Origin of the sequence: Enterococcus sp. 4E1_DIV0656 (assembly GCF_002140695.1) — a bacterium.
Taxonomy (GTDB): Bacteria; Bacillota; Bacilli; order Lactobacillales; family Enterococcaceae; genus Enterococcus_D; species Enterococcus_D entomosocium.
In genome coordinates this window covers 74,277-88,159 of sequence record NZ_NGLF01000003.1, presented here as the reverse complement: position 1 = coordinate 88,159, position 13,883 = coordinate 74,277, and the positions used below count along the sequence as shown (strand labels likewise).

At 35.5% G+C, this 13,883-nt stretch carries 13 protein-coding genes; all 13 read right to left on the bottom strand.

Features of this window, described 5'->3' with window-relative positions:
* Positions 1-14: 14 nt before the first annotated feature.
* The 13 genes from A5882_RS17970 to A5882_RS17905 all read right to left on the bottom strand — a co-directional run bounded on the left by A5882_RS17970 (position 15) and on the right by A5882_RS17905 (position 13,743).
* Entirely contained in the window at positions 15-3,551 is a 3,537-nt protein-coding gene (locus A5882_RS17970; RefSeq protein WP_176462051.1) for a DNA polymerase III subunit alpha, read from the bottom strand.
* Positions 3,538-3,822 carry a hypothetical protein gene (locus A5882_RS17965; RefSeq protein WP_086373310.1) on the bottom strand — a complete coding sequence of 95 codons (285 nt, stop codon included), beginning with the start codon at positions 3,820-3,822 and terminating at the stop codon, positions 3,538-3,540. Before A5882_RS17965 ends, A5882_RS17970 begins: the two co-directional genes overlap by 14 nt.
* A 116-nt stretch (positions 3,823-3,938) precedes the next feature.
* Positions 3,939-4,793: a metallophosphoesterase gene (locus A5882_RS17960; protein ID WP_086373309.1), complete on the bottom strand. Its 855-nt coding sequence runs from the start codon at positions 4,791-4,793 to the stop codon at positions 3,939-3,941.
* Between the two features lies 1 nt (position 4,794).
* Positions 4,795-5,184 (bottom strand): hypothetical protein, encoded by a 390-nt coding sequence (locus A5882_RS17955; protein ID WP_086373308.1) that lies wholly within the window; start codon positions 5,182-5,184, stop codon positions 4,795-4,797.
* Positions 5,185-5,516: 332 nt separating this feature from the next.
* Complete coding sequence (locus A5882_RS17945) at positions 5,517-6,098, bottom strand: reverse transcriptase-like protein (RefSeq protein WP_086373306.1); 582 nt, start codon at positions 6,096-6,098, stop codon at positions 5,517-5,519.
* Positions 6,098-7,192: a ThiF family adenylyltransferase gene (locus tag A5882_RS17940; RefSeq protein ID WP_086373305.1), complete on the bottom strand. Its 1,095-nt coding sequence runs from the start codon at positions 7,190-7,192 to the stop codon at positions 6,098-6,100. Before A5882_RS17940 ends, A5882_RS17945 begins: the two co-directional genes overlap by 1 nt.
* Before the next feature lie 14 nt (positions 7,193-7,206).
* Positions 7,207-8,727 (bottom strand): Mov34/MPN/PAD-1 family protein, encoded by a 1,521-nt coding sequence (locus A5882_RS17935; protein WP_086373304.1) that lies wholly within the window; start codon positions 8,725-8,727, stop codon positions 7,207-7,209.
* Between the two features lie 21 nt (positions 8,728-8,748).
* Complete coding sequence (locus tag A5882_RS17930; RefSeq protein ID WP_086373303.1) at positions 8,749-9,486, bottom strand: hypothetical protein; 738 nt, start codon at positions 9,484-9,486, stop codon at positions 8,749-8,751.
* A gap of 23 nt (positions 9,487-9,509) precedes the next feature.
* A complete protein-coding gene (locus tag A5882_RS17925; RefSeq protein ID WP_086373302.1) occupies positions 9,510-11,018 on the bottom strand; it encodes a hypothetical protein in 1,509 nt (502 codons plus the stop codon).
* A gap of 19 nt (positions 11,019-11,037) precedes the next feature.
* Positions 11,038-11,559 (bottom strand): hypothetical protein, encoded by a 522-nt coding sequence (locus A5882_RS17920; RefSeq protein ID WP_086373301.1) that lies wholly within the window; start codon positions 11,557-11,559, stop codon positions 11,038-11,040.
* Between the two features lie 74 nt (positions 11,560-11,633).
* Positions 11,634-12,377, bottom strand: coding sequence for a hypothetical protein (locus A5882_RS17915; protein ID WP_086373300.1), 744 nt, complete (start codon positions 12,375-12,377; stop codon positions 11,634-11,636).
* 135 nt (positions 12,378-12,512) lie between these two features.
* Positions 12,513-12,734, bottom strand: coding sequence for a hypothetical protein (locus A5882_RS17910; RefSeq protein WP_086373299.1), 222 nt, complete (start codon positions 12,732-12,734; stop codon positions 12,513-12,515).
* Between the two features lie 160 nt (positions 12,735-12,894).
* Entirely contained in the window at positions 12,895-13,743 is an 849-nt protein-coding gene (locus A5882_RS17905) for a hypothetical protein (protein ID WP_086373298.1), read from the bottom strand.
* Between the last annotated feature and the right edge of the window lie 140 nt (positions 13,744-13,883).

The window sequence follows — 13,883 nt, the reverse complement described above, 5'->3', positions numbered from 1 at the left end:
CTACCCCTTTCGTTTTATATTTCTAATTCCCAGAATTTTCGATTTGCTTTAACTGGTACATTGACTTTTGTAATGATAAAACTCCGCTCATCTCTTCTTAAGTCATACTTAAAGACACCACTTACATCTACCACCATTCCTTCTTTTAGCAAATCCCTGTAAGTTGTTTGCTTCTTCCTGAATACAATTTCTTCGTTATACGTGTCAGGAAATACTACTGAAGAAACGACTTCGTTTTTAAAGGAGAAATCAATAAACGCCATTGGGTCTCCTTTTTTAGTGATGATTTCTTTAATTGTAGAAACAATGGCTTTCCCCTTTACGGTTTGTCCATCAGGTACGCTCAAATCTATATCTTCTCCAATGCCATCAAGTGGATGTCCTGAAAAATAAAAGCCTAAATAGTATTTTTCTTTTTCAAGTTTTGCTACGTTGTTAAATACATCAATCTCTCCATAAGCCTTGTTGGCATTTTCGGCGTCTCCTTTAGATACAAAAGCATCAGCCAAAATTTCCATCCTATTAACCGTTCTTGGATAAAATGAGTCAAATACCCCAGAAAGAGACAATGTTTCAATATTCTTTTTATTAATAGCATTCTTGCCACTTCTTAATGAGTAATCAGATAATGAGGAATATGGCTGATTAGCTACAATTTCATCTATGGCAGCTTTACCTAGATTATTGACCGATTCTAACCCCATCCGAATGGTATTGAAACCTTCAATGGAATAGCCAAGTTTTGACCGATTAATGTCCGGTGGTAAGATTTTAATGCCATGATTTTTAGCATCCTCAATGTATTTCACTACTTTTTTCTTTTTGGCTGCATTGACTGTAAGGAGGGAAGTGAAGAATTCTAAAGGATATCTTGCTTTAAAATATGCTGTTTGGCTAGCTACAAAGGCATATGCAGCCGCATGAGACCGGTTGAATCCATAGGCTCCAAATGGTCTAATCTCTTCGCAAATCTTGTCAGAAAGCTCCTCAGAGTGCCCATTACGCATTAGTGAGGTTTTCAGTTCATTTAACGCCTTATCAAGTAACTCTACTTTCTTCTTACCGATGGCTTTCCTTAAAACATCAGATTCACCTTTGGAGTATCCGGCCATTACCTGAGACAACATCATTACTTGCTCTTGGTAAATCAATATTCCGAATGTATTTTTGGTGAATTGCTCATATTCTTCACTCAGATAGGTAATTTTTTCTGTGCCATTTGCTCTTCTTTGATACGCAGGAATATTTGCCATTGGACCTGGTCTATACAAAGCAACACCAGCAATTACAGATTCGAAATCAACTTTCTTAAGACCTCTGAATACACCCTTCATTCCATCTGACTCTAATTGGAAAATACCATCAGTGTCACCCTTTTGAATCAATTCAAAAACTTTAGGGTCATCAAAGAAGGAGTAATTGTTAACATCAATTGCGCTACCATGTTTTTCTTCGACTAATGCTCTTGCACCTTCAATAACAGAAAGGTTCTTTAAACCAAGTAAGTCAAACTTTATAAAACCTATAGATTCAAGTTCTGGTCCCTCGTATTGAGAAACTATCTCTTCGTTCTTCCCACGCATTAAGGGAATTGAATCCATAAGACTATCTGTCGATACAACAATTGCACAAGCATGTACAGAAGAAGTTTTCGGCATACTTTCTGTTTCTAAAGCTAGTTCAAGTAAATCAGGATATTTTTCCATAAATTCTCCGACTTCTGGAACTTGTAGAAGTGCATCTTCCAATTTCATTTGGTCTGGAATCTTTTTGTTTAATTCATTGATTTCTTCGTGGTTTATACCAAGGACTCTACCGATATCCTTCAACACTGATTTACAGGCCATCGTTATATAGGTCCCCACTTGGGTCACTTTGTCGTGCCCATACTTATTTCCAAGATAATCAATTACTTCTGCACGTCTCGTTCCATCAACATCCGAGTCCACATCTGGAAAGCCAGGTCGTTCGGGATTAAGAAATCTTTCAAATAGCAAATCCCAACGAATAGGGTCAATGTTCGTCACACCGAGAGAATAGGCCACTAAACTTCCAGCTGCAGAACCACGTCCAGGACCAGTCAAAATATTTCTCTCATGACAGAAATTTAGAAAGTCCCATACAATAACAAAATAGGCAGAAATCTTTTTATTTCTGATTACCTCTAATTCGTAATACAGTCGCTCATGATATAAATTCCAATCCATCTTCCCGGTTTGGTCATTCATGAAACGCATAAACAATCCCTGTTCAGCAAGCTTCATTAAATAAGTATCGTAGTCTTCTCCTTCTGGTATTTCACATACAGGATAGCGCCAGTCATTATCATCCAAAATGGTGACATTCGTCCGATGAGCTAAGTCATAGGCATTTTGTAGAGCTTCTTGAGGAATACCGTTATCTAAAAACTCTTGCGGATGCATGAAGTAGCATGAGTCATATACAGAAATGTCATTATCATCATCGTCTTCTTTCCCCTTGTTTATATTCATGAGCTGCTTATGAATAGCTAACTCATCGTGTGTTACCATGTGGACATCGCTCGTTGCGATTAAGGGAATACCCATTTCCTTGGACCACTCAATCAAGACTTTGTTTACATGCCATTGTTCAGGTTGCTTAGAGGGTTGAATTTCAAAATAAAATTCATCAAAAGCGTTCATATAAAGTTCAACTTCTTTTTTCGCCTCTTCTATTTTTCCTTTCATAATCAACTGGGGAATTGTTCCACCTAAACAAGCACTTGTAGCTGCAATACCTTTTCCATATTTGGCTATGTCTCCATAATCTATCCGGGGCTTTTTATAAAACCCTTCTAAATGAGCGATGTTGTTCAAAGCTATTAAGTTTCGATATCCTTCGTCATTTAGCGCAATTAGAAGTAGATGAGATATACTTGGAAACCATTGAAAGTAATTACTTCTTGCTGCATCGCCTTCAATACCGAGTACATTCTCCATCAACACTCTATCCGAAGCAATTTGTAAGTAAGGTTTCTTTTCTTTGGCTTTGAGTTCGGATAATGGACGTTTTTCTCCCATCGCTAATGCCAATTCTTCATAGTCTCTTTCGAGAATTTCAAGAGCTTTGGTTTGAATATGCGGCTTGGCTTCAGTTAGAAATTTCTTCATTGTACTTTTAGGGCTTATTTCTAATACATTGCTGAAGTTCTCTGAATGGGAAGAAAATTCTTCCTTTGAAAAGAGTTTGAATATGTACTGCTCTTTTCCTTTTTTGTTTAAAATCGCTGTTCCTTCATCATCAGTTAAAATTGTATAGTTAACAGACTCAAAGTCCGCTTTTTTAAATGTTTTATCTGGAGTAATGTATGCTTCCATTCCAAAAACAGGTTTAATACCATTTTCTTTACAAAGGTTATTAAACTCAGGATGAGCAGCCATTGTTCCGTGGTCAGAGATACCTAGCGAGTCCATCCCCCATTCCAATGCCTTTTCAATCGCCTTATCAATTCTCATGTATCCATCTAGCAAGGAACCTTTAGGCGTGTGTGTATGCAAGTGAGTAAATTGAACTGGATTAGTTAACGACATATTTTTCCACCTCTGAAATCGCATTTTGAAGATTGTTCAAAAGTGTAAGACTTGATTTTCTATACCAGACTTCATCAAATTCATTAAGTATTTCTCCATGGTAGGCCCTAACTTTTCCCGTTTCATTAAGCTCTGATGTTATTCTCACTTCATAACCTGGATACATAAGATTTAAAGATTCTCGAAACAAGTTTAAACTTGCCGCTCTACCTTCCTCCGTATCCTCAAAAACTCCTTTATTATCTAAAACCCAACATCTATTCAAACTCATCTGTTAGCCTCCTTAGTGCTTTATATTAATTTGAGTAATCTGAGTGAATCAAAAAGTCCATAGCAAATTTGATTAGAAATAAAAAAAAGACTCTCAGAATAAAGAGTCTAATTTTTCTATTCAAAAAATGTTCTAGTGATATCCTCTGAAACCCCAATGAATTTGATTTGGTTTAATTCCTGTATATCCTTTAATGATTCTTGGATATCTTTCAAAAGTTCGTCGTAAGACTTCTCTGAAGACACTGAAGTTTGAAAACTTTCTATTCTTTCAATAATTTCGTCTATAGAAGCTTTTCCCTTTTTTAGGAGAATCTTTTCTTGAATCTTTTGACCGACTTCCATAGATTTTGTGTTGTGATAGATAGAATAAGTACCATTCTCAACCATTATTGATTCTCTTCTCTTTACACATTCCAACAAACTATCCAAAGAGATGGGTTCTCCGAAAGGTGTGTCCTTGAACTCAGATTCAATATTGTCTATTCCAACGTTTATATGGCTCAGATACATTGGCTTAGCCGCATGAATGTGTCCATGGACTGAGAATATTTTCTTTCTGGGTCCAGTTAATAGTCCAAAATGATTCAAATAAAGGGTGTAACCTTCTACAATTAAGCGTTCACCCGAAGGACAAAACTTAATTTTCCCCTTTGAGCCTTCACTGTTGTTTTTAAAATAATTTTCTAGCCTTCTCCCACTTTTGTGAGAGTCATGGTTGCCAGCAATCCATACAATAGAGCCATTTAATTGATTGATAATATCGATACATGCTCTATATGAATTATGCAAAAAGAAATCTCCCAAATGATAAACAGTATCCTCTTCATTTACCACTTTATTCCATGATTTTATTATTGCTTTATCCATTTCATGGGTATCTTTGAAAATTTTTCGCTTCTCTTCAAAGCCGTTTGGACCACAGATATTTTTGTGTCCAAAATGTGTATCCGAGGTAAAGAAAATGTTCATCTTAACGCTCCATTTCTTCTGCTAGTTTATTGTAGTAGATAGGAATCTTTAATTCATCGGTTCCTATACTACTTCGTCGAATAAATACTTTATCTCCATAAAGTTCACTACATGCCTTTTCTAGCATTTTTTGAACACGAGATAACTGATAAAAAATAATGTTAGGGCTTATATTGTCAAAGTAGGACTCAATACTATGAGTCAAACTGTTTATTTTACAATTTATTTCCTCATTGTCGTAATTATTCGCCGTCTCTTCAATCGCTCTTATGATTTTAACCGTTTCAAATTCTGATGAAGAAAGACTATTATCAATTGCATAATCGAAATAGAATGTCATTTCATCATATTCAGACTTTACAAAGGTTTCAAAAACAAAGTAGTTTACCAAAAATTTTCCTCCTATTATGAGAGAATAAATTTAAGGAGTACAGAAAAGTTCAAATCCGTACTCGTTAAAAATATTTTCTATCTGATTGTATGTGTAAAGACCTGATAAGTAGCGCTTCTCCGAGAATTTAGAAGCTTTGTTAAATAAACATCCGGATTTATACTTGCCTTCATTTATTTCTTTTAATACACTCCAGATATTACTTGAAATCATCTTAGCTTCCTCATCAAGAGTGTAAACCTTACATTTACATAATTTTTTATTTAAAATTTTATTATTAAAACTCCTAGGCTTAAGAGTTAAACTCATTAGCCAATGGAAAAGAATAGTCTTCATTTAATTGTCCCTTTTCCAGAAATCTTCATTTTTGAATACTCTTTAGCCAATGAATCGCAGACATGATTTTCTCTTCGTGGTATATATTCTAGTTCGAAACTACCTAACTGATAAAGTATCCCTAAAATACTGCTCTTGATTCTAGCTTGTATAGGGTTATTTGTAAGTCGAGAACCATAAAGATGTTCAATAACCGTTTGGCTGTCAGTTTTCACAACTAAGTGTATGTCGTCTAAGCTGTCAAACATCTCTTTAATATTGGAAAGTAATAAATAAACTCCTTCAAATTCTGGAATATGACAGTTTGTTGCCATAATTTCATTTCTAAATTCGTAGAAAGTTTCCAATACTGAACCCCCGCTTGAAATGAGAGTATCATTATCTAACAATTGATAAGAGCATCCTGCACCTAAAAATTTTAAGCTTTCATCCTGACCTTTTCTAAAATCATCATTACCTATAACAGAGCCATCAATATATCCTGTAAGTTGTTTTAAACCTTTATTTCGCTTATCTGAATTATAGAAAAGAGAAGCTGAAAAATTCCCAGCTTCTGTCTTTTCAATCTTTGAATGCATTATGCTACTCCCTCAGCAGGAGAATCGATATTATCCGCATGTCTTACTGTAACAGCTTCTTCTGACTCCTTAACGAGCTCTTTTCGAGCATCTGTCAAAGCTGTCCAGTCTTCTTCACTAATCTCCCCAAACTCTTTGATGAAGCCCTTGAAGGATAAGAAAGAAGTCATATAAGGATTTTTAGGATTTTCGATGGTAAGTAAGTTTAGGATGTCACTTCTTTTAGCAAAATAAGTTTTGGTGGACGAATTACTTGTATTGAAAAATACGGCCATTTCACTAATTGGTTCACAATTGATTAACTTGTTTACAAAACCAAAAATAATATTCGCAGCTGTCATATTGGCATGAATATTTTGTGGAGCAGATACTGCGTGCTCTGCACAAGATTCTTCCGAGGGAAGTTTATCCTTTGGTCGCATCGACTCTGGAAAAATTTCCATAGGGTTCGGGAAAGTAGCTCTTGAGCTAGTTACAATTAGTTTATTATCATCCTTATCAAGAGCTCTAAATAAGGAAAGCTTATTTCCAATATTTTGATTCGGAGCAAAAACAACTTGACCAGCTCGTTCTTCATTTCCCGAAGAAATAAAATCAGTTGGGCATCGAGTAAAATTAGATACAGCAGTTTTAAGAAAGTGTCTCGTTTTTGTATTATCCACACAATCAATGACCACGACACGCATTTGTTTTACAGAACCATTATCAGGATTCTGAAATACACTACTAGTAATATTTTGCAAATATTCATATACTTGCATTCTACTCTCGATATACTCTTCGATGTAGGAAATAGGCACACCAAATGATTTCGCATATCTTGTAGCGAGAACTTTTGCTTTATTTTTGCCAATATCATTGGGAATGAAGTTTTGCCGTGTTAAATTCTTTTCCTCTACATCATCTGCATCGATGACTGTGATTGTATGAGGTCGTAATCCTTGGCCTTTCATCACTTGGTTAGATAATGAAACTTGACGAGCAAGGTTAGGCAGGAGGTACCCGCCAGTGCCCCCTGCGCCTACTACTAAAAAGTGATACGTAGTTTGTTCTTCCGGTTGAAATTGTAAAACCTTTTCTAATGTAATTTCCATTACTTTACATCCCCCTAATTATACATTGTGGTTAAAATAGTTCTTAATGCTTCTTTGTTAGAATTCTTAGTGATTGCCTCAACTAAGTTCTCCGAAAACACTTGAGCATCATCTTCAATAGCCTTCATTTCTTCTTCCTGTTCTTTAGTTAACGTTTGGTCATAATCGACACCTAGGTTAAATTCAATATCCATACAACTCACAAGCGTAGATAATGGACCGTTTGCCATTTCATTTACGATATTATCTACATCTAACTGTTCTTTATAAGGCAGTTGGTTATAATTTTCATAAATGCCTATCTCTCCGAAATCTTCGTAAGAACCTTGATAGGCATAATTACCTCCAATAGAGTCTTCAAACAAATCTACTTGTTGAACATCATTTAACTCTTCTACCCCATTTACCGTTTTTATTCCCCTTGGGTTTGTTCCCACGTTTGGATACCCTAGATTTCTCCCAGTTGTCCCATTCGGAGTCATCCCAATCCCAGGAGTCCCTACCGACTTTTTTCCAGCCGCTGTACCTCCGTAGAATCCGCCATAGTTGTATGCGACAAATGATGGATGATGTTGCTTTTCTAACCATTCTGATGGATATTCAGCACGTTCAAAAGGCCCATCGTAATCCTTAGTTAGTGTCTCAGTTTTAACTTCTCCAATAGCCTCTTGTGAATAAGATGCATTTTGGTCTAAATCAGAAACAATAGATTCAGGTAAAAACGAACCTTCTAAACTACTCACTGTAATAGTTGTTTTTGTTGTTTCAAATTTTTCTTGTACTTGAGTAATTTGAGGCCAGTCAATTAAAAGAGATGGGGATAGTTTGTTCATCTTCTTATCCCCTTCACACCATCGGAACTCAAAACGAATTTGGTCAGAAGTAATTTTCCCTAAAACTAGATAAAACTGTGGGTAATTCTCATTTGAATCATCAGTGCCAGACCAAAATGCATCCATAGTATGATGACTATGAGTTTCTAATAAAGGTGACATGTTTTGTCGGAACCAAGCAATTTCTTCACCACGAGTGTTTACACCGGATTCGAAGTTTGTTTCTGCGCTGCTATTGCGCTGGAATGGACAAAAAACAATTAGTTGTCCGTCTTGAACGACTCCATCATAATTAGGTACTGGAACATTGTTGTGATTCCAATAGAAATTTGCACAAGCTTCCGTCTTGTCCTTAGCGTGAACATCACGATAAAAGGTAAGAATTTGAACAATATATTTCATAGGGATTTTGGGAACAAGCAAAATAGCTTCTTCTTTCATATCCGGTACTCCAGGGATTTTAGCGTCGCTAATTTTTTGAATAAATAGCGCTACTGGCGTTTTACGTACACGGAAAATACCATTTCCAGCACTTACAATCGTCACTTCTTTTTCGTATTCAGTGACCGGTGCAAATTTTCTATCTTGAGTTTCAGCTAAGAATTTTTGTTGAAAAGCAATAAGTTCTGGAGTTAATTCCACAGGCTTTGGTGCAGGTGCTTTATAAGCCCCAACTAAAGGGGTGTTTTTTGATTGATACATTAATATCTCTCCATTTCATTATTATAATCGGTCAAAGACATGCTTAATTGATTGGTTTGCAGTTCGAAGATTAGAAAGCATATAACTCAGGATTTCTTCAGTAGATTTATTTTCCTGCTTATAGAAGTAATCTGATGCTTCAAGATAATCTGTTGGTGATTGAATCTGACTTCCTGAACGTCTTCTTGAGCTAGGATTATCTAAACCACTACTAAATCTACTCCACTCTAAATCACGGTTTGTGTTTGACCCCATAAACTGAGTGAAAATACTTTGGATAGAACGAACAGAAGTAAACTGAGGATTAAAGCTACCCCAACAAATGCTTCCATTGTCAAACACATTCGGAAGCGGACAAACATACAAAGTATCTTGTTCAGATAAAATTTGATGTTGTAAACTAAACACATACGAGCTTCTAATTTCACGACGATTTTCACCAATTTTCCTTACTTTAATAAACCAAATTAAATAAGGAACAGCTGTTTCAAAATCTTCAGGGTCTTCATCCCCGCAAAAATGATTAGTAATAATCTTTTGTGGAGGAGTTACGTAAATGTACTTTTCAATATCACCTGATGTAGTGTACTTTAGTAAACCAGAGTCTCCAGGTAGTAACGGACTTTCGAAAGAAGCGTAAGAATTAAACGCCATTCCTAATTGTTCAAATGAGATAATCTTCTCAGAATTAATTCCTGAATTATTGGTTTGAATCGTGGCGATACCAGATTCATTTAATTTTATAGTTGTTTCTTGCATGGTTAATTTCCTCCATAATCGTTCTAGTTTCGAATAACAAAAGGCATAGTTCCATCTGGCCCCATAACAGGTATCAACATACTTGGTGTAGGTACAACATTTTCAAATGAATGAATTAGTTCATATCCAACAGTCTGTATCTTAGAATTATCGATAAACTCTCCTTCTTCAAATTCATGTCTATTTTCTAGGTCCCTATGTTTTACAGTTAGTACAGGGGGTGTCCCACCAATATTTACTTTAAACTCGGAACTGGTTCTGACTTCCTGATTGTCTTCCTCTTCAAAGAAGAACGAAATTTGTCCATGGTCATCTTCTATAAAAGACACACCTTCATAAAGGTTGTTTTCCACTTCTAAAGTTCCAGTTATTTCGTCAAATGAGAAATGCTCTTGTGCAAATAACATTTCGTAAGTTTGATTCATAAACCATTTTTCTGCATTTGATAAATCGATATTGTATTCCTGTCTAAGAACTTCCATAAACAATTCTGTATTTATTGCACATACATAATCGTTCTCCATCTCATGCTCTTGATAATATCCGTCAGTCGATTTATCTACTTTTCCTACATACTTGAATGTAGCTTCATAGGTATACCCTTCAATAACTGACTCAAATGGAATTGGCGGTAAAATAATCCAAGGCTCTTCTTCATCATTAACATTAGAGTAGACGTTAAAATACAAACCTCTATCACTGAAATCTTCCCAAATCAGCAATTTATCTACATTGGTTTGACTCATAAATTTCTTCATTTCATCGGTTAAAAACTCATCAGTATTGGATACAACCTTGTTCTTCAAATAATCAGAAAAGGCGGCTCTTCCCTTGTTGATATTTTCATTAATGAAACGAATTTGATTTGCACGATATTCATTCAAAGCATTTAATAGTTGTTCATATTTTAAGACTAACAAGTCAGTTGCAATTTGCACATAAATCATTATCATTGTGTAATCGACAATACAAGTCCAGTCACCTACATCATAAGTTTTATCTATGGTAAAACCATGAGTTCCAAATGATTCTGCACTGTGCCACCCACTACTTTCTGAAAAGATAGTTCGATGATTTAAAATCTCGATTAATGTATTTAGCATTGAAAGTTCGTCTTCAGATAATTCTCCCTCAACAATTTCCTTCCAAATAGGATTGTCTTGATGGATTTGGGCTAGGTGCAAAGCACGTAACTGATTCTTACCTTTAAAAGTAAAGTTATATGTTCTTTCTTCTAAACCTGTAGAAAAAGAAAAATTATCAGTATTGATATGAAGTGAAATCAATTGTGTCAAATAGTCACTGGCAGAATCATAATCAAACATAGAACCACTATAGATTGTGTTGTCTTTATTAAGACCAAAATAATCTTTTAGATGTCTTTTGATAGTTGGATTTACAGACAATTTAACTTCTCTATTTTGTTCAGCGATTTGCTCTGTTGAAGCCATCGATAAGGCCAAAATATAATTCGATACTTCTAATGATTCTCGAAAATTACTTAGTTGTGTCGCATCGTAAATATTAACCATTTACTTGGAACTCTCCTTTCTAAATAAAATCATCCTCGTCGTCAATAGGAATGTTGATACTCTGTACCATTGAAATTCTACTGGTTAAATCTCTAACTTTTCGATAATCCTGGTCCTGTAGACGCACAAGCTGTTCTTTATAGTTATCCACAACTGTTTGAAGAGCTGCGACAAGATTTAACTTAAGTGTGCCGAATTCAATTTTTTCTTCCACCGAAAGAGCATTAAACTCCTCGAAAGACAATTTGGAAAATCTTTCAAATAATGTTTTCCCTTCTTCATCAAGTAGTAAGAATACTTCTTCCTTAGGAATAGGAGCTGCTAAGATATTTTCTACCTTTTCTTTTGAATTATTGAAGAATGTAAGAACATTGTTAACAATAGCTTTTTGAACATTAATTTGGTTTTCATCAGCTGATTGTCCTACTGATTCCAGCCTTGTCATAAGTAATAAATTTTTTTGTTCATCTGATATACTATTTGGACTCTTCAAAAGTTCGCTTTTTTCTAAAAATTGACCAATAGTTTCGTAGTCATACATAACGCCACCTCATTTTTTTTAAAAATAGAGAGAGTGTCCTAAAGACCGACTCTCTCTATAATGGAAAAAGAATATTAAATTCCTTTAGTCCCAGATTTAGCTGCAAATGTAATTGAACGTACACCGTTTGCTACAGTTTCGATTACATCAGCGTTTGAAATTTCTGGATAGGTCAAAGCAAGCAATGTTTTTGCTTGGTCAGCCGTAGTGCCAGCAGGCAAAGGAATAATACTGTTTTGATAAACCGCTTGTACGGTATCTGCACCTTTTGTACCAGACTTAGCTGCAAACGTGATTGAACGTACACCATTTGCTACAGTTTCAGTCACATCAGCATTTGAAATTTCTGGATAAGTTAAAGCCAACAATGTTTTTGCTTGGTCAGCTGTCGTTCCAGCAGGCAATGGGATGATACTGTTTTGATAGACCGCTTGAACGCTATCTGCACCTTTTGTACCAGACTTAGCAGTAAATGCGATAGTTCGTACACCATTTACAACTGATTCATTTACATCAGCATTCGAAATTTCTGGATAAGTCAATGCAAGCAATGTTTTTGCTTGGTCAGCTGTCGTTCCGGCAGGTAATGGGATGGTACTGTTTTGGTAAACAGCTTGGACTGTATCCGCACCTTTTGTACCAGATTTAACAGTGAATTCAGTTGTTACATCTCCAGTAACTGGGTCCATAGACTGTGTGTATTCTGCATTTGCGATTTCAGGATAAGTACTAGCCAATAATGTACGAGCATTTTCAACTGTTACTCCTGCAGGGATTTCAATTACGTTACCTTGGTACTTCAAAATATTTTTTGACATGTCAAATTCCTCCAATAATTTTGTTTTTGGTCTTTTGCTAACTTCTTCAGTACACCAGCGCAACCAGGTGTAGACACTGCCATAATGGCAATGTTTCGTTTTAAGAACCCTTTAATTCCTATGGGCGTAGCCCCTCTAGAATCCTATTTCTAGTGGCAATGCTGCTCTGAGTTCGTTTTGGAGAATGACGTCTTCTGACAAAATTGCAACTGCACGACCACAACCTTGGCACACTGAGAGGTAACAACCTTCTCCAGCTTCAAGTAATGCTTCATCAGAGGCAACTGTTAATTCTGTTTCACAATCCGGACATTTACTTTGAAAATCGGTCACATAAAGAACAGCTCTAACATTCATATAATCACCTTTTTTTTATTTATTTTTCCTTTTGAATAATGGGCGTAGCCCCTCTCGACTAATCATAAATAAAACCCACCCAATCAATTTGTAAACACCAAAAAAATAAAAAAACACAAAAAAAAAGAAGGATTTACTCATCCTTCTTTAATCTTTATATTCAAATTTCATCAACAATAGGCTTTTTTCGTCCTACTCGACTGGAAAGTGGGTGTGTTTCTTCGTTATGAATGAACATACCCAATACCTTACCAGTACCAGGCGAAGCAGGTTCACCATTTAAACATATTTTGGTTTGGTCATTACTTTGCCAAAAGGCTACGTCGTGTTTTCTTTGTTTTAGCCCAATAGAACGATTCAATTCCGAAGAAGCATAATGTCCAAAGACAATAACTTTTCCTGTGTGATTCTTCTTGTTGGACATATCCTGTTCATCCAGGAAAAATCTGTCAACACTTGTGGTTTTCCATGCAGCATCAAGATTTATTGAAGCTGGGCAAAAAATAAAGTTATAATTGTCGTACCATAATCTTGTTTCAAGAAAGAGATTATAAAGGGGAAGATTCATCTCTTGTAAGTTTTCCAACGGGTATCCTAACTGTCTTGAAATCGAATCAACAAGTTCCATTGTATCATCAACTTCAGAATCATTTAACTTTTCTTGTAATAAGTATTTAACGATAAGTGTTTCATTGTAACCTCTCAAAAATATCGTTTTTCTATCTGAGCTTCTTAGTAGCAACATGTATTTTGCCATTTCAACAAAACCGGGGTCCCCACTAAAATAATTCCCTAAGAAAACGATACCATATTGAGACATATCCACCTCTTGATATCCTTCATTTTTTCTAGCCAACAAATATCTGACTTCGTTAACACAGTTATTGCTGTCACCAATTACATGTAAAACTGTTGCCTTTTTCTCTAAGACAGGTTCAGCTGTTACAACTGCTTCGCCTTGAGAAACCTTCAATGAAACCAACTCTTCTTTATCCATAATTTTTACCATGCTTTTTGCTCCTTCAGCCTATATAAATGTTAGTGGTCGAAACGTGTTTAAAAAATTACTTAAAGCCTGAAGAATTGTTAATTACGTCAGTCTCAAGCGATAAAGTGATTATATATAAAAAATGACAAAAATTCAAAGGC

What these genes read in the sequence shown, in the direction of transcription:
- A5882_RS17935 (WP_086373304.1), bottom strand. Translation starts at nt 8,727, where the DNA reads ATGTATCAATCAAAAAACACCCCTTTAGTTGGGGCTTATAAAGCACCT.
- A5882_RS17910 (WP_086373299.1), bottom strand. Translation starts at nt 12,734, where the DNA reads ATGAATGTTAGAGCTGTTCTTTATGTGACCGATTTTCAAAGTAAATGT.
- A5882_RS17925 (WP_086373302.1), bottom strand. Translation starts at nt 11,018, where the DNA reads ATGGTTAATATTTACGATGCGACACAACTAAGTAATTTTCGAGAATCA.
- A5882_RS17965 (WP_086373310.1), bottom strand. Translation starts at nt 3,822, where the DNA reads ATGAGTTTGAATAGATGTTGGGTTTTAGATAATAAAGGAGTTTTTGAG.
- A5882_RS17945 (WP_086373306.1), bottom strand. Translation starts at nt 6,098, where the DNA reads ATGCATTCAAAGATTGAAAAGACAGAAGCTGGGAATTTTTCAGCTTCT.
- A5882_RS17940 (WP_086373305.1), bottom strand. Translation starts at nt 7,192, where the DNA reads ATGGAAATTACATTAGAAAAGGTTTTACAATTTCAACCGGAAGAACAA.
- A5882_RS17915 (WP_086373300.1), bottom strand. Translation starts at nt 12,377, where the DNA reads ATGTCAAAAAATATTTTGAAGTACCAAGGTAACGTAATTGAAATCCCT.
- A5882_RS17920 (WP_086373301.1), bottom strand. Translation starts at nt 11,559, where the DNA reads ATGTATGACTACGAAACTATTGGTCAATTTTTAGAAAAAAGCGAACTT.
- A5882_RS17960 (WP_086373309.1), bottom strand. Translation starts at nt 4,793, where the DNA reads ATGAACATTTTCTTTACCTCGGATACACATTTTGGACACAAAAATATC.
- A5882_RS17970 (WP_176462051.1), bottom strand. Translation starts at nt 3,551, where the DNA reads ATGTCGTTAACTAATCCAGTTCAATTTACTCACTTGCATACACACACG.
- A5882_RS17905 (WP_086373298.1), bottom strand. Translation starts at nt 13,743, where the DNA reads ATGGTAAAAATTATGGATAAAGAAGAGTTGGTTTCATTGAAGGTTTCT.
- A5882_RS17930 (WP_086373303.1), bottom strand. Translation starts at nt 9,486, where the DNA reads ATGCAAGAAACAACTATAAAATTAAATGAATCTGGTATCGCCACGATT.